Genomic DNA, 15,564 nt, shown 5'->3' with positions numbered 1-15,564 from the left:
GTAAAACAAAATGCATAACATTATATACGTTGTTCATGAAATTGACACAAACGTTCATAAAACCGCTTACTATTTTCACAACATTCTTATTATATCACAAGCAAAAACTACGGTTTAGCTACTTTTGTCTTTTCACCTTCTCGATTTGTTTGTGAGTTATACGGAACAACATAAAAACTTGGTTTAGAGAATATGTTAATAAACTTTTCTTCGTACTCACCAATTCCCTTTACTGTTCCAACATGAGTATGGATTCCGTTCTCAACCTTATAGATTCGATAGATAACTCTTTTATCTTGAAGTGGTTTCCAGTTCAATTTCATCGTAAATAAACCAAACGGACTAAACGATAATTTCGCCTCTATATTTTCAATTTTACTTAAGCGGATTGGTGTTCCGATCGTTTCAACACCTTTTGGCTTCTTGAAATTTGAATCATCTTGTACGTTCGCCTTCGTTAAAATCTTTTTAAATAATTGTGTTGCAGACGCACTCTCATCATGCAGTTGATGCTCGTTATCCGTACGATCGTACCCAATCCATACCGCTCCTACTAAACTCGGCGTGTATCCAACAAACCAAAAATCTCTAGCGCCTTCGCTTTGATTCGGAAGAGACGTTGTACCTGTTTTTCCTGCTAGTGCGCCTTTATATTCTCCCGCTTTTGCCGTACCTTCTTTTACGACACCCTCTAGCATTTTTGTCATATACCATGCTGTTTGTTTTGAAAACACTTTCGTTTCGTTTTTCGGTGATTCTCCAATCACCTTTCCGTGTCGGTCGAGTACCTTTTCAATCACATGTGGCTCAATAATGTTTCCATTCGCTAAAAACGAACGGTACATCTTTACAAGTTCAAATGGAGAAACCCCTTCTTTCAGCCCGCCAAGTGCCGTGCTTAAACCAGATTCTGCAATATGAATATTCCCCTTCTCTAAATATTGCTTTCCTTCTTCTATCCCCATTTCATGTAATAAAGATACAGCTGGTACATTCGCTGACTCTAAGAGCGCATCGTACATTGTTACTTCTTTTGAATACCGATGATTATAATTTCTTGGTTCATATCCTTCAACAGAGACTCGTTCATTTGTTAATAAAGAATACGGATTATACTTTTTCGTTTCTAGCGCCGGTGCGTACACAATGAGCGGTTTTAAAACAGACCCTGGCTGCCTTTTCGCGAACACTCTATTAAATCCTCTTGGCACATACTCTCGTCCGCCAATCGCTGCTTTAATTCCTCCTGTCACATTATCCATTAATAAAAAGGCCCCTTGTGCTCCGCCCTCTTTTCCTGGAAAATTGCGCGCATCTTGAAATTGATCGTAAGCGACTTTTTGAATTTTTTCATCCATTGAAACAACAAATGTATAACCACCGCGCAGAACTTCTTGATGCGACAAACCATATAAGCGTGCCGCCTCATCTACTACCATATCTACATAGGGCATATAAGCTAGTTCTCGCTCATCTAAATTTTTATAAAGCGCAATTGTTTTCCCTTGGTAGCGAACACTTTCCTCCGCTGATACATAGCCTTGTTTATGCATAAGTGACAATACTAAATCACGGCGTTCCTTACTCTTTTTTGGATATAAGAACGGTGAATACCCGTTTGGTGCTTTCGGAAGACCCGCAAGCATCGCTCCTTCTTCAACCGTCAACTCCTCTACATTTTTATTAAAATACAATTTTGCTGCTGCTTGAATTCCGTAGGCACCATGACCAAAATAAATATGATTCATATACATTTCGAGAAGTTGCCCCTTCGTATATTTTTGTTCTAATTTAAGTGCGATTGCCACTTCTTTTAATTTACGTGTAAATGTTTTTTCATGAGTTAAAAAAACATTTTTAACAAGTTGCTGCGTAATGGTACTACCGCCCTCGACTTTTTCTCTCGCTAAAATATCTTTATACAATGCGCGAAACACAGAAGGATAGTCAATCCCATGATGGTCATAAAACCGAGCATCCTCTACAGCGATAAATGCTTGTTGTACATGTTTCGGAACTTGTTCAATCGATACAAGATCTCTATTTTCTACATATAATTTTGTAATTTCTTTTCCTTGTTGATCAACAATACGTGATGAAGAGTGGAAAACCAGCTGCTTTTCATCCATCATATAACCACCAGCTAACACAATGAGTTTATAGAATACAATTGCGACTACAAACACCGCCACGCCGCCCATTAAGGTCCACATTATTTTCTTCATTCATCGTCCTTCTTTCCAAATGATGGTACATTTATTATTTGAAAAAGAATAATCTTTATGTATATAATCTTCGAAGTTTTTGGCAAGAGTTGCTATAATGAAAGCAAAATCATTAAGGGGGGCATTATAAATGAAAGCAATCATTTCATACGAAACACCTCTAGAACAACCGCATTTCACTGCAAAGAATGATGAAAAAAATATGTTTTATAAAGAAGATACGGAAGAAACTGTAGAAGGTTCACTTAGCTATGACGTGCTAGACGCAGTCGGAGAATTTAAAGGACAACCTGGCTTTATTGTTTGTAACAACATTTCTGTTACAGATGAAGGCCGTACTGTCTTTGAACATCGTTTCAAAAACCGCGCAGGTCTTATTGAAAACGAACCCGGTTTCCAAGCAATCCGCGTTCTTCGCCCATTAAGTAACGATACATATATCATTATGACAATGTGGGAAACAGAGCAAAACTTTAAAGATTGGACGGAATCACGTTCTTTCGAAAATGCACATAAAAAACGCCCTGCACAAGCAAGTGCAGAGCCGCAAAAAAGTATTTTTTCAAGACCATCTTTTGTGACAACATTTGATGTGTTAGCGTAAAAAATACCCTTATCCTTTTCAAAGATGCAAACAACATCAGCAGAAGACGAAATCCCAATGATTTCGTCTTTTTCATTATATTTGTAGAGTAAAGGGGGATTGGATATGAAATTCACAAAGTATTTTCTCCTTTTGTTCGCACTGATTTTATTAGTGATGACAGGTTGTTCAATCGGCATAGAAAACGAAAAACAGAATATAAAAGTTCAACAATGTATCGGTAACGAAAATAACTATGAAGATTTCAATGAAATTACGAATAATGGGCAAGTTCGTAAAGTGAGAAAAATATTTGATAAAGCGAATTGGGAAAATGTAAAAGTAGATATGACACGGCCTGCTGATTACCGTTTCACATTTCAATTTAAAAATCCTGCAATAGAAGCAAAAGCTGTTTTATATGAACTTTGGATCAGTCCCAATAAAGATAAAGTAGAAGTTGTAAGAGGTGGTCGTGAGTACGTTCAACTCAGTAAGGAAGATTCAGCCTCCCTATTTGAGATTTTAATAGGAGAAAAGCTTGGGAGATAACCCAAGCTCTTTTTTTATCTTTTAACGAAAGCCGTTACTTATCCTTTTTGCTTATACCAATCTCGTATATAATTGGCATCCTCTTCACGCACATGCTTCAATTCATAATGACGCCCAATAGCGCTGCAAGCTACCGCTACAATATACGTATACAGCCTATCTTTACGCTGAAAATACGATTGCGTTTTTGTCATTGCTTGTACATGTCTTCTTCTCACGAATCCTGTATACTTGGCGATACCCCTGTATACAAGCGTTAACTGATCAGATTTTATCGCATATCCACCCGTTTTATATTTTCCATATCCAAGAATCGTAAAGAACAAAAATAATGGCACTAATGTTAATAAAGCACTATATTGCTGGAAATACACACTTGCCCCTATAATCGGTACCGATGCAAGTCCAAAAATAATCCAGCCCATAATCAAGTAACGACGCAGCGCAGCTTTTGGCAAATGTACAATTTCCTCTTCCATTTCATATGGCAACTTTAAATAGGTCAATAGCTCTTGTACATCCTTTTTCTTCATAAGCGGGTGCAATATGACATTCATATTCTTTGTATCTATGCTTTGAATGACTTCTACTTCCATAGAACAATAGCCAAACGGTTGACGAAGAATTCCTTCTTTCATTGTCAACGCTTGAATCCGGTGCAATTTTAAAACAATCTCTTTCTTTTCGAGTAGCCCTTGTGAAATGCGAATTTCATTTCCGTTTCTCTGCACGGTAAAGTTCGCGTGTTTGAAAGCATAGCCAATTGTAGAGATGATCCATGAGATTACGATTAAAATCGCGCCCATGTATAACAAATTATATACACTATTGTCTTTCACATATGATTCTATTTCATCTATTAACCATTTCGGAAGAACGTTATCAAACTGTGTATAAAGAAAGAACAATCCTGAAAATAACAAACCAAACTGGCCAGATGTAATAGACGCTAGCAAAATTTCTTTTGCTGTTAACTGATAAACAGCTGTGTTTGTTTCTTGTCGCAAGCTTTCTTCTTCTTTTATAGACTTCTCGTCTTCTACTTTATTTAATAAGGTGATTAATTCTTTCGCTTCCTCTTCCTTAATACCAGCTAACGTTACCTCTGGATCCTTCCCACCACCAGCCGCTTCAATTTTGAGCTTCGTTAATCCAAATAACTGATAGATAATATTTGAAGTCGTACTAATTGTTTGCACACGCTCTTTATTTAGATAGCTTTCCTTTTTAACAAATACCCCTTGTTTTATATGTAAAATGTTGTTTTCAATCCAATACACTTTAAAGTACCATTTCACAAATGAAAATACAGCCAATATCAATAAAAAACCTACAATGAAAATGGGAAACCAATACCAAGGCTCTCTTTCATCTTTAGAACCAAATAAAACAACGATAATAAGCGGAAATAAACTAGAAATCCTTATATCAAATAATATCGTAATCGGATGTTGCCTTTTATTCATCCTCATCACTCACTTTCGCAAGTTCCCCAATTCGTCGTTTCAACTCTTCTGCTTCTCTCTTTGTTAATCCTGGAATACTATGAGAAGTCGCTGCCGTTGAAATTTGTAATTCTGCTAGCTCATATTTTCTCATAATCGGCCCTTGTTCGATCGTAACGTGCTGAACACGTATCATCGGAACAAGTACACGTTTTACAACAAACATCCCTTTTTGAATTTCAATCTCTTCTTCATCTAGCCGGTAGCTATAGTACCGCTGGCGTAATGCCGGAAAAATAAAGTAATCTAGCGGTGCATACAGAATCGTCAAGGTGACCAATACACCAAACAACCAGCCCCACCAATGAAATTGAATCATAAAAAAGAGATATGCTAAAACGATGCTTACAAGTACCCCGGCACCAATTAATGCATGGATTTTCCACACTTTCACCATATTCGGATGAATTTCATTTTCTAATGGCTGCATGTAATCACTCCAAATTTAGAAATCTATTGAATACATATACTATTTATCCCTCATTTTAATATGTCATTCTCATACAAAACAAGGTAAAATAAACAGTTTTTGTAAAAGTACAATTTATTATTTTTTCTTAATATGTAGAACGCATCCCATACCTAAACGAAACTGTTATCTCTCCACATTTAAATTATAGGGTAAACTGTTTTTTCCTATTTTCTTTTTTGTATACGAGACTAAACCACCATTTCTTTGAAATATAGACTATTAAACAAGCAATTCTTGCATTTAAACATAAAATATTTCTAAAAGGAGGTGCTTTTAAATGGCTAATAATCATGATAAATGCGTATGTGAACAGTTAGTAACTTTACCATTGGGTACAGAAGTAGATATTTATTTAAGTGGAAATACACTCGAAGATGTTATTTTTGTTAATTTCAATGCGGACAATTTTTGTGCAACTTTTGTAGATAATGAAACAGAACCAGGAACTATACTTGTTTTAGATTGTGGGGATATTTTAGCACTTCGAATTGAATAATTAGATGAAAAAAAGAGCTTTCCAAAAAGCTCTTTTTTTGATTATACTGATGCAATTTTATGGCGATGAAAATCTAGCTACTTCAAAACGTGTTCCTTCGTTATTCAAAATAGTCATATTTCCTCCGCTAATCATTGTCCATACTTGAACTTTATCCCTTTTATTTAATTGTAGAATCGTACTTACTCTTACGGCATGAGGTCGCCCAACTAATTTTGGCACAAAATAGTGATCTTCTCTAACAATATCGATATCATTTACACGTATTAACATTGTTATAGTACGAGAAATATCAAAAGGATAAGTAGCAAGAAATGCTGCACCTGCAGTAATAGCATATACTCCCTTTCTTGCAGGAACAAAGGTTGAGTCGGATATATTATACTCATTTTTTAAATCGAATTGTTTCGTTTCATACGTAATCTGTTTAAATTGTGCTGTAGGTATATTCTGATTAAATGCTTTTATAGCTCTAAATGCGGACGGTCTAATTAATTGTAGTAACGTTACGATAGGATTCCCCCCCCTCTCACATTAATGTATGAATTATATAAAAAGAGTGATTGGACACAAATTCTGGAGGGCTTGAGCGTTTCTTTTTTTAATATAAAATCTTGTACAAATTAATTTCAAAGTGGCATAACAAACCTGAAACAGGTCATTTTTTAACATTATGAAGCTTTTATCTTGCTACTTACTCTCTACCTTTTTGGCCAGCTATTGGGGAGCTCGTGAGGAAAAAGAAGTAAGTTCATCTGATACCTCAAAACATAAAAAAATATCGTCTATTCTATTCATTTCCTATCAAGATCCTACTCTTACAAATACAAATAGCACAGTTCAAATCAATTGAACTGCGCTACTGTTATATAGATGCTATTTATCCTTATACCAATCCACCATACGCTCTGCATCTTCCAAACACATATGCTCTAATTTATAATTTGTGGATGCACTAGAGAAAGTTTGCGAACATAAATGGGCTCCACGCTGAAAATAAGACTGTGTTTTCTCGATTGATTGTACATGTCTTCTTCTCACGAGTCCCGTATATTTAGCAATATTACGATACACCATTGTTAACTGTTCCTCTTCTACCCTGTAACCACCTGCACGGAATGTCGCATAACCAAGTGACATCAGTAATACAAACAGAGGTAACAGTATCCAAATAATAAAGTATTTTTCAAAATATATACTTGCGCCTGTAACCGGAACTGCTAATATACAAAAGAAAATAAAACTGTCTAATAAATAGCGACGCAGTGCCGTTTTTGGCAAGGCTGTAATAGTAGGATTTAGTTCATATGGCAACTGCAAATGAGCAAGCAATTCTGCGACGCGGTCTTTCCGAATAACTGGATGAAGTATAACGTTCTCCTCACCTTTTTCATTATTTTGAATGACTTCTACATGAATAGAACAGTAGCCAAATGGTTGACGGAATATCCCTTCTTTTATCGTGATTCCTTGAATGCGGTGTAACTTTAACACAAGTTCTTTTCTCTCAAGAAGCCCTTGTGAAATGCGAATTTCATCATTTTTTCGGTGCACGGTAAAGTTCGCATGCTTTAAGGCGTAGCCAATTGTAGATACGATCCAAGAAACAACAAGTAACATCGCAACTAGATAAATCCAGCCATACACATCATGATCCATCACATATGCTTCTGCTTTGTCTTTCATCCATTTCGGGATATACTCATCTACTTGCGAATAAACAAAGAATAAGAGAGAGAACAACAAACCAAATTGACCGGATGTAACCGACGCTAATAAGATCTCTTTCCAAGTCAACTTATATTCCGTCTTATTCTCCTCTTCCACACGAATTTGTGAAGAGTCCTCTTGTATTTCTACAGCTTCTCCTGCCTGTTCATTTAACATTGTAATTAATGATTTTGCTTCATCCATCGTAATACCTGCTAAACTGACCTCAGGCTCATTACCACCGCCAGCTGTTTCAATTTTCAGCTTTGTTAAACCTAATACTTGATATAACATACTTGAACTTGTATTAATTGTTTGGACGCGCTCTTTATTCAAGTAACTTTCTTTCTTCACAAATAACCCTTGTTTAATGTGCAGTACATTATTTTCAACCCAATATACTTTATAGTACCACTCAACAATAATAGAGATAACTGAAATCACTAAGAAACCTATCGGTACTAAATACCAAAATGGAAATTTCCCTTTTAAACTAAACAGAAAAATAATGAATGGTATAAAGTCTGTTATCTTTAATTCAAGTAACATCGTGATTGGATGCTGCCTCTTATACATCCTCATCACTCACCTTCGCAAGTTCTCCAATTTGTCGTTTTAATTGTTCTGCTTCTCTCATCTTTAAACCTGGAATACTATGAGAAGTAGCGGCAGTTGAAATTTGTAATTCTGCTAGATCATATTTTCTCATAATTGGACCTTGCTCAATTGTAACGTGTTGCACACGTATCATTGGAACTAATACACGTTTAACTGTAAACATGCCGTGCTGAATTTCTAATTCTTCTTCATTTAAGCGGTAGCTGTAATAACGCTGCCGTATTTTTGGAAAGACAAAATAATCAAGCGGTGTATACACAACCGTTAGTCCAATTAGGACATAAAACAGCCAAGCCCACCAATTAAACTTAATCATGAAAAAGAGATAAGCAAGGATAACTAACACACTTATGCCCAGCTCCATTACAACACGAGCTTTCCAAACTTTGACCATATCAGGATGAATTTCATTTTCCAGTGGCTGCATCGAATCACTCCAAATTTAGTAATCTAATATATGAATTCTTTCATCTTACTATTTTACAGAAAATTACATAGAAAGAGAATCATTTTTATTACAATTCTTTCTTTTCATCATCTTTCTTCTCCGGAATGAAATAACCGAACCAAATGAACCAAATCAGGCTAATCAATGCCGTCCAGTCCTGTTCACCTTGAAATGCATTTATTACGTTCGGGATTTTATACACTCCAATAAACCCGAGGAAACCTAGCCACCAGTCTTTTCGAAATTTCATATTCCCCTCTCCTCTCTATCGATTCATTGATTCTCAACATTCAAAGAAAATAAAATAGGGCCTGCACTGTTTTCACATGACATAGGGCGAAAACGGGCTCTGATCGTAATCAGTTAAACCGATAAAAATATTCATACTATCACTCATAACACCATCCCCTTCCCCCAATCGTTTTTCTATCAGATTTTACCGAAAGAGTACCCCTACTTCAAACGAAGTTAAGTTGGGGAGTATTCATAACGACTACGTTCAGCTCGAACGATTGAGGTAATACCTTTTTTACTACAGTCTCATCCACATTCCTATTTCAACTATTCTTCTCTTAGACACAAAAACCCCCTTTGGTAAGATAACCAAAGGGGCTGAAACTCCATGACTTCATTTCAAAGCGACATATCAAATCGATATTCCCTTCTGCTGAAGGAAACGAAGGCGATAGCAATTCATCGTCACCTCACCAAGCCGTTGCAACAATTGATAGTTTGCATAGGCACCGACCGGGGCACCAATAATCGGTACAAGTTGTAGCATCTTCGCTAAATCGATATAATCTCGATACTCTTGCTGAAATTTCTCCCAGTCCATATGATTTTCTTTCTCTGTGTCCCACGTTTCGATTGCTTTCCATATTTCCTTGCGATGATTATCACTGGAAAAAGCAAGCTGAAAGACGTGTAGGATAAAGAGGCGCTCTTCTTCTTTACTCGTATCGAATCCATACATTGTCGCTGCATCGAATAAAAACTTAATTTTAATGCTGAGTAAAAGCGGAAAATCTGCAAGCCCTAAAAGAAAACCACCTGCTCCTGTTCCGGCACCTTCTGCGGCCGCAACCTTTTTATACTCATCCATCTTCTTTAAAACCTCTGCATCTCTTCTTTCAAGCGACCAATCTGTTTCTTTTAACTTCGGTTTTATAAAATTCGATCCTGCACTAATACCTTGGACCATCTTTTTAATCGTTTCTGTTAATACATTTTGCACTTTTTCCGGAATTAGCTGTTGCATTTTCGTTTGTACCTTTTTTGAAAAACGATTCATTATAGAAGAATCTTTCATGATTGTAAGTTTCCACTGCTGCAATTTTTTTATGACCTTCTCTTCATATTCAGTCATAATTTCATTCCTTTCAGTTTAAGCGTTCGATACGTTTTGCACCGTATTGATATACAAAACCAATACTAAAAGCTATGCTAACGGCAAATACAATACAAGTCATGATCATATCTTTTGTTGCGACCGCAAAAATGATGGTAAATACAACACTGCCTATACATAAAATCGCATTTAACAGTTTCAGAAAATCCTTTTTCTTTTCTTCAGCGTTCACTGGATATAAATCAAGCCAAAGTTTTAAACGATGGTGTTTCCAAAGGCTTAATAATTGATAACCAATTAAATATAGAAATACGATGCTTACAATGAAACGTCCATATAAAAACGGTATAAAGTAAAGAATCACACCGCCAATAGTAAGTAAGCGCATATAAAGACCAAAGTAGTTGCCAGATCTTAAAAATGTACGTGTATACAAATATAAATATGTACGGTTTTCCCCAATCATTGAAAGCACAAAATCAAGCCATTTTCGGCGTGATACTCGCTCTTTTAATGCTGGTACATCGACAAACATATTGGCAATGCGGTACAGGCGCATCATTTTCTTGTCTTCTTCTGCAATTAAGTATTCCCAGTTTAACGGTTTTCCCTTTACTGTTTGATACATGAATGCGAGGTATACAACCATTACAAAGAGAATCACTCCTATATAAATTACAGGCGTACGTTCTACAAGAAAGTACACAAATAATCCGTTACATATAAAGCGAATGAACCAATCCGCACGCTGCATACTTGGATCTGTTAAAAATGATTTTTCCCACGCTACAAATAAATTCCATGCTTTAACGAAAATAAGTGCGGCCACAATCCATATGTAAGCCTCTCCTGTTTGCTTCATCTGCTGAAGATATAGCGGAGCAAGCGCTGCTGCTGCAATTGCTATCACATATAGCTGAATCATAAACGTAAAGAGAAACGCTTTTGTAAAGTATGGTTTTAATTTCTCTTCAACTGGAAGCAAATACACAAGATCGGCTTCTTTTAATAACGTTTGAATGGATCCTGCCGTTAACACAAGCCCTAGTAATACTGCCATTACCAGTGCGGTCGGAAATGAAGGTGTTAGTGTCTGCAACCATTGTTGATAATAATATGCACCGGCACCAATGATAAATACGAAAATAAATTTTAAATGATCATTAAAAACATACTTACTATATGTACGAACTTCTTTTAAGAAATACTTGAACCGTTCTTTCCACAATGCTTTGCTATTCATAATCTTCTTCCTTTGTTAATGCAATATAAATATCATCTAGCGTTGCACCCGGCATATTAAATTGCGATTGCAACTCAGATAATGTTCCTTTCGCTCGCACTTCACCTTGATGTAAAATGATAAAGGAATCACAATAGCGCTCCGCAGTCGCTAAAATATGGGTACTCATTAAAATACCAGCACCACTCTTTTTCATCTTGTCCATCATTTGAAGTAGCGATTGAATCGCTAATGGATCGAGTCCAACGAAAGGTTCATCGACAATATAAAGGGACGGTTCAACAAGAAAAGCACTCATAATCATTACTTTCTGCTTCATCCCTTTTGAAAAATGAGCCGGAAACCATTTTAAACGATTCGTCATTCGAAATTCTTTTAATAGTTGCCCTACGCGTTCTTCATATTGCTTCTCCTCTACTCCATATGCCATTGCTGTTAACTTTAAATGTTCTTCTAATGTTAATTCATCATATAATACAGGTGTTTCAGGAATAAATGAAAAACTAGATCGATACGCTGTCATATCTTCTCGAATTGTTTTTCCATTAATTGTAACGCTACCTTTTTTCGGTTCCATTAAACCGATAATATGTTTAATCGTCGTACTTTTTCCAGCTCCGTTTAAACCGATTAAGCCAACAAGCTCGCCTTTATTAACAGAAAATGAAACATCTTGCAGCACCGGCCGCTTCGTATATCCTCCTGTGACGTTTTCTACACGTAATAACTGTCCCATATGACACCACTTTCTTCATTATATTCATTTGCTTGTATTTCATCAGAACGTATACCTTCATCTTATCAAAAAACAAAGGATACTACATAGTACCTAAATTTCTTCAAAAAAAATTTAATTTCTTTACATATCTCTTGCAAAACGGGACATCATAATTAGTGAAGAAGGAACACATTGAAAAAGCAACCACCAAATTGATGAATACAGCCTAGCGAAATCATCATGAAATGGGGTGTCCATAATGGACAAAGAAAATTTACACGAAACCAGATAATTTGTTTAATTTTAGAAACGGGGTGTCTCGAGGAGAGTATATACTGTTTTATAAAATAAACAAGTTCATTTTATAAAGGATTATCATTTCATTGTAAATGGGGTGTCTAAGGCAGAATACGAGCCGAATTGTCACATATTTCCTAAATAAATGAGGTGTCTGCGAACGGTAGATTATTATGAAATGCTTTTTCAATCCCTCTTCAGAAAACAGGAAGCTGAGTCAGCTTCCTGTTTTTCGTATTTGTTCTCCTATGTAAGTATGGTAAAATACGGCTAAGACCTACTTGAAAGGATGAGGACAATGAATCACACAGCGGACAATTGTATTTTTTGTAAAATTATTGAGGGACAAATCCCTTGCTCAAAAGTATATGAAGATGAACATGTGCTTGCATTTTTAGATATTAGCCAAGTGACAAAAGGTCATACACTTGTCATTCCAAAGGTACATAAACAAGACATTTTTGCCTTAACGCCAGAAATTGCATCACATATTTTTTCTGTCGTTCCAAAAATCACAAATGCGATTAAATCTGAATTTAACCCAGTCGGCTTTAACCTTCTAAATAACAACGGTGAAAAAGCTGGACAAACTGTATTCCACTTCCACCTTCATTTAATTCCACGCTACGGTGAAAACGATGGTTTTGGCGCTGTTTGGAAATCACACCAAAATGAATATACGGCAGAAAATTTACAAAACATCGCAAGTACCATTGCAAATAGTGTAAAATAAGGATAGAACACGCTTTATAAAATGGACTATAGTAGCATATAAAACAAGATTGTACATAACAAGCCTACTCCTCCAAAAGAGATATACTGCTTGGCTTGTTTCTTAACCCAAAATGCTGGAGGATACGATCTTTTTTGTTTTATAAATAACAGTAAATGCATAGCACGTACAAGAAAGAAAAGACTTACGATAAAACAAATAGTTGTCACGAGTTTCACTTTTCTCCCCCCTTGTCTTAAGCATATGCACCGTTTTGTACATCATGAATATGAACAAAAAATAAGGAGGTTTCCTTTTATGTCAAAAGCTAAATCCTTTGTAACAGGCTTAATTTGCGGCGGAGCTGTCGCTGGACTAGCCGTTCTTTTTTCCACTCCTTCTTCAGGTAAAGTTATGCGCAACAAACTAAAGGAAAAAGGAAATGATGTAAAAAAGACGTTTTCAGATATTGCAGCTGATACAAAATTATTAAAACGTCAAATTGTTGAAACAGCTTCAGAAGGTAAAGAAGTTTTTCAAGAATTGAAAGTTGATATGCAGGACACGCTTTCCACATGGAAACAAGATATTTCTCAAAACAAACGTCATATTGAACGAGAGATTTTAGACATTCAAAAATCAATTGAAAAACTACAAAAAACAGTTCCAGAAAAAGCATAAATGATGTTCCATTCTTAGTTTTTGCATATAACAAATATTTTTTATAAATATTTCTCCTAACACGACATATCACATAGATATGTCGTGTTTTTATGCATTTACAATATATGTTATCCTCTACTACGTGAAGATAACACTTATAGTTGTGACATCTAAAACGCTTCCACAGTTATGCATGATTTGTACAAAATTATAATTTTTCCGAAAAATTTTCACAATTCTCACAAAAAGACTTTATTAATTTTTATTTTACTGGCATAATAGATACTAATGAATAAGAATGTAAAAGTGGGTGAGTATATGAAAAGTGGAGAAAAAGAGTATTCGGTCAAAGAAGCAATGATTTTTAGCCAACGCATTGCTCAATTATCGAAGGCATTATGGAAATGTGTAGAGAAAGATTGGCAACAGTGGATCAAACCGTATGATTTAAACATTAACGAGCACCATATTTTATCTATTGCCTATCATTTAAAAGGGGCTTCTATTTCTGAGATTGCAAAGTTTGGTGTGATGCACGTATCAACCGCATTTAACTTCTCTAAAAAGCTTGAAGAGCGTGGCTATCTTGTATTCTCAAAAAAAGAGGATGATAAGCGAAATACGTATATTGAAATTACAGAAAAAGGGGAAAAATTGCTGCTGCAATTAATGGAGGAGTATGACCCTGAAAACAATTCTGTCTTTAACGGAGCTCTTGCTCTTCGCAATTTTTATGGTAAGTTCCCAGAAAATATCGAATTGATCGCGATTTTAAGAAATATTTACGGACAAGATTTTATCGATATTTTTGAGAAATCATTAGAAAATATTGAGGAAAACTTTACAGAACACGATCAAAAATTAGTTAAAAAATAATACCGGTTATTTTTTCGCTTTCATACTTAAAAATTCTTGCATAATTGGCTGAAATAAGCCTTGTCTATGTAGCGCTTCCGCAGTCTCGTTTACTTCGAGCTGATGTGGAAGCGCTTTTTCAAATTGCTCCAAAAGAGCATCAAACAAAAGTAAACCTTCTTGTTTCTCTGCTATGTATTGTTCGTTCAATTGTTCACAAAGATTTAGTATACGTTCAATATCCTTTTTACGTGCTTTTTTCTTTATAATTAAAGAATAAAATGGACACTTATCTTCATCGATCATTTGAAAAAGTAATTCTACATAATATTCAGCTTGCTCTAGTCGCTTTACAACGTCCATTTTCACCCTCACTTTCTAACCCAATGTCTTCTATTTCTGAATTTTATAACACGAACAAAATATCGTATGATACAATATATAAAAGTATATGTATTTTGGCCAAAAGGAGGTATCTCCTCGTGACTCTTATAGAAATTGTTTTTGTCACATTCGCACTTATTGTTCTATTCTACACGAATTTCCTGACGCATACACTGTGCGTGCGAAAACAACTATCCGAAAACCGTCAAACGAACGCTTTTCGGGTGATTAATGTATGTATTACGATTCTATTAATTTCTAGTTATATAGAAATTATATTTCATGGAAAGTGAGGAAGGAAAGCCCCTTCCTCACTTTTTTCCTCTATAAGCAAATTATACCTATAATAACTAATAAAATAAACAGTACAAGCAATAAAATAATAAGTGATGCATTCATTCGCCCACCCCTCCCCTTCCTTTATATGCACATTCGCCCAATATGGTACCCTCTACATAATCTGACAATCACGATAAACAAATGGAGAATTTTTCTTTATCAATAGGAAAAGACGTCGAAATATGATATATTAAATTTTGTACATATTGCTTATACTATAGAATAAATTGACTTTCAGCTAAATTTCATCCTTAGCCTCGGTAAGCCCTGTTAAGCAGACTTTTCACTCTATAAGAAAGCAAAAACTGATGAGACTTAATCGGGCTCTTATGAACAAACATAACCTCACATGAGGCAAGCGTTCATTTGTGCGGGATGAATTAAAAATACATAATA

At 35.5% G+C, this 15,564-nt stretch carries 19 protein-coding genes and 1 pseudogene; 7 read left to right on the top strand and 13 right to left on the bottom strand.

The genetic code is table 11. The features are described 5' to 3' along the window. Positions 1-107: 107 nt before the first annotated feature. Entirely contained in the window at positions 108-2,225 is a 2,118-nt protein-coding gene (locus QRY57_RS07050; RefSeq protein WP_286017049.1) for a transglycosylase domain-containing protein, read from the bottom strand. Between the two features lie 130 nt (positions 2,226-2,355). On the opposite strand from QRY57_RS07050, the gene QRY57_RS07045 reads away from it, so the two are divergent. Together QRY57_RS07045 and QRY57_RS07040 are read left to right on the top strand one after the other, a co-directional pair. Next, positions 2,356-2,829: an antibiotic biosynthesis monooxygenase family protein gene (locus QRY57_RS07045; RefSeq protein ID WP_286017048.1), complete on the top strand. Its 474-nt coding sequence runs from the start codon at positions 2,356-2,358 to the stop codon at positions 2,827-2,829. Positions 2,830-2,934: 105 nt separating this feature from the next. Next, positions 2,935-3,360 carry a YhfM domain-containing protein gene (locus tag QRY57_RS07040; protein WP_286017047.1) on the top strand — a complete coding sequence of 142 codons (426 nt, stop codon included), beginning with the start codon at positions 2,935-2,937 and terminating at the stop codon, positions 3,358-3,360. Between the two features lie 38 nt (positions 3,361-3,398). On the opposite strand, the gene QRY57_RS07035 is transcribed toward QRY57_RS07040, so the two are convergent. Next, a complete protein-coding gene (locus QRY57_RS07035; protein ID WP_286017046.1) occupies positions 3,399-4,826 on the bottom strand; it encodes a PH domain-containing protein in 1,428 nt (475 codons plus the stop codon). After that, entirely contained in the window at positions 4,819-5,295 is a 477-nt protein-coding gene (locus tag QRY57_RS07030; RefSeq protein ID WP_208017742.1) for a PH domain-containing protein, read from the bottom strand. Before QRY57_RS07030 ends, QRY57_RS07035 begins: the two co-directional genes overlap by 8 nt. Positions 5,296-5,614: 319 nt before the next feature. Between QRY57_RS07030 and QRY57_RS07025 the strand changes: the two genes are divergently transcribed. After that, positions 5,615-5,833, top strand: a complete 219-nt coding sequence (locus tag QRY57_RS07025) for a hypothetical protein (protein ID WP_026590565.1) — start codon at positions 5,615-5,617, stop codon at positions 5,831-5,833. 57 nt (positions 5,834-5,890) lie between these two features. Here QRY57_RS07025 and QRY57_RS07020 read toward each other — a convergent pair whose 3' ends face one another. The 7 genes from QRY57_RS07020 to ecsA all read right to left on the bottom strand — a co-directional run bounded on the left by QRY57_RS07020 (position 5,891) and on the right by ecsA (position 11,936). Beyond that, the gene (locus QRY57_RS07020; protein ID WP_243765210.1) at positions 5,891-6,055 is read right to left on the bottom strand and encodes a hypothetical protein; all 165 of its coding nucleotides are present in this window, start codon (positions 6,053-6,055) and stop codon (positions 5,891-5,893) included. Positions 6,056-6,709: 654 nt separating this feature from the next. Beyond that, positions 6,710-8,119: a PH domain-containing protein gene (locus tag QRY57_RS07015; protein WP_286017045.1), complete on the bottom strand. Its 1,410-nt coding sequence runs from the start codon at positions 8,117-8,119 to the stop codon at positions 6,710-6,712. Next, complete coding sequence (locus QRY57_RS07010; RefSeq protein ID WP_090691639.1) at positions 8,112-8,588, bottom strand: PH domain-containing protein; 477 nt, start codon at positions 8,586-8,588, stop codon at positions 8,112-8,114. The genes QRY57_RS07015 and QRY57_RS07010 overlap by 8 nt, the downstream gene beginning before the upstream one ends. 88 nt (positions 8,589-8,676) lie before the next feature. Beyond that, the gene (locus QRY57_RS07005; protein WP_090691635.1) at positions 8,677-8,859 is read right to left on the bottom strand and encodes a hypothetical protein; all 183 of its coding nucleotides are present in this window, start codon (positions 8,857-8,859) and stop codon (positions 8,677-8,679) included. A gap of 396 nt (positions 8,860-9,255) precedes the next feature. Beyond that, complete coding sequence (locus QRY57_RS07000) at positions 9,256-9,975, bottom strand: EcsC family protein (RefSeq protein WP_286017044.1); 720 nt, start codon at positions 9,973-9,975, stop codon at positions 9,256-9,258. Positions 9,976-9,988: 13 nt separating this feature from the next. Beyond that, positions 9,989-11,200 carry an ABC transporter permease gene (locus QRY57_RS06995; protein WP_026590571.1) on the bottom strand — a complete coding sequence of 404 codons (1,212 nt, stop codon included), beginning with the start codon at positions 11,198-11,200 and terminating at the stop codon, positions 9,989-9,991. Then, complete coding sequence (gene ecsA, locus QRY57_RS06990) at positions 11,193-11,936, bottom strand: ABC transporter ATP-binding protein EcsA (RefSeq protein WP_026590572.1); 744 nt, start codon at positions 11,934-11,936, stop codon at positions 11,193-11,195. Before ecsA ends, QRY57_RS06995 begins: the two co-directional genes overlap by 8 nt. A 577-nt stretch (positions 11,937-12,513) precedes the next feature. On the opposite strand from ecsA, the gene QRY57_RS06985 reads away from it, so the two are divergent. Further along, positions 12,514-12,948: an HIT family protein gene (locus QRY57_RS06985; RefSeq protein ID WP_286017043.1), complete on the top strand. Its 435-nt coding sequence runs from the start codon at positions 12,514-12,516 to the stop codon at positions 12,946-12,948. Between the two features lie 26 nt (positions 12,949-12,974). Here QRY57_RS06985 and yhzF read toward each other — a convergent pair whose 3' ends face one another. Next, positions 12,975-13,166 carry a membrane protein YhzF gene (gene yhzF / locus QRY57_RS06980; protein ID WP_026590574.1) on the bottom strand — a complete coding sequence of 64 codons (192 nt, stop codon included), beginning with the start codon at positions 13,164-13,166 and terminating at the stop codon, positions 12,975-12,977. Between the two features lie 79 nt (positions 13,167-13,245). Between yhzF and QRY57_RS06975 the strand changes: the two genes are divergently transcribed. Further along, a complete protein-coding gene (locus tag QRY57_RS06975; RefSeq protein ID WP_286017042.1) occupies positions 13,246-13,608 on the top strand; it encodes a YtxH domain-containing protein in 363 nt (120 codons plus the stop codon). A gap of 300 nt (positions 13,609-13,908) precedes the next feature. Continuing rightward, a complete protein-coding gene (locus QRY57_RS06970) occupies positions 13,909-14,466 on the top strand; it encodes an HTH-type transcriptional regulator Hpr (protein WP_026590576.1) in 558 nt (185 codons plus the stop codon). 6 nt (positions 14,467-14,472) lie between these two features. On the opposite strand, the gene QRY57_RS06965 is transcribed toward QRY57_RS06970, so the two are convergent. Beyond that, the gene (locus QRY57_RS06965; protein WP_026590577.1) at positions 14,473-14,808 is read right to left on the bottom strand and encodes a DUF1878 family protein; all 336 of its coding nucleotides are present in this window, start codon (positions 14,806-14,808) and stop codon (positions 14,473-14,475) included. A gap of 119 nt (positions 14,809-14,927) precedes the next feature. On the opposite strand from QRY57_RS06965, the gene QRY57_RS06960 reads away from it, so the two are divergent. Continuing rightward, complete coding sequence (locus tag QRY57_RS06960) at positions 14,928-15,122, top strand: hypothetical protein (protein ID WP_035414548.1); 195 nt, start codon at positions 14,928-14,930, stop codon at positions 15,120-15,122. 31 nt (positions 15,123-15,153) lie between these two features. On the opposite strand, the pseudogene QRY57_RS27095 reads toward QRY57_RS06960, so the two are convergent. Continuing rightward, a pseudogene (locus QRY57_RS27095) lies at positions 15,154-15,259 on the bottom strand (YjcZ family sporulation protein). Positions 15,260-15,564: the final 305 nt, after the last annotated feature.

The sequence above is a fragment of the Bacillus arachidis genome (assembly GCF_030285945.1).
Lineage (GTDB): Bacteria > Bacillota > Bacilli > Bacillales > Bacillaceae_G > Bacillus_A > Bacillus_A arachidis.
The sequence above is the reverse complement of the archived record's forward strand: the minus strand, read 5'-3'. Positions and strand labels throughout refer to the sequence as shown.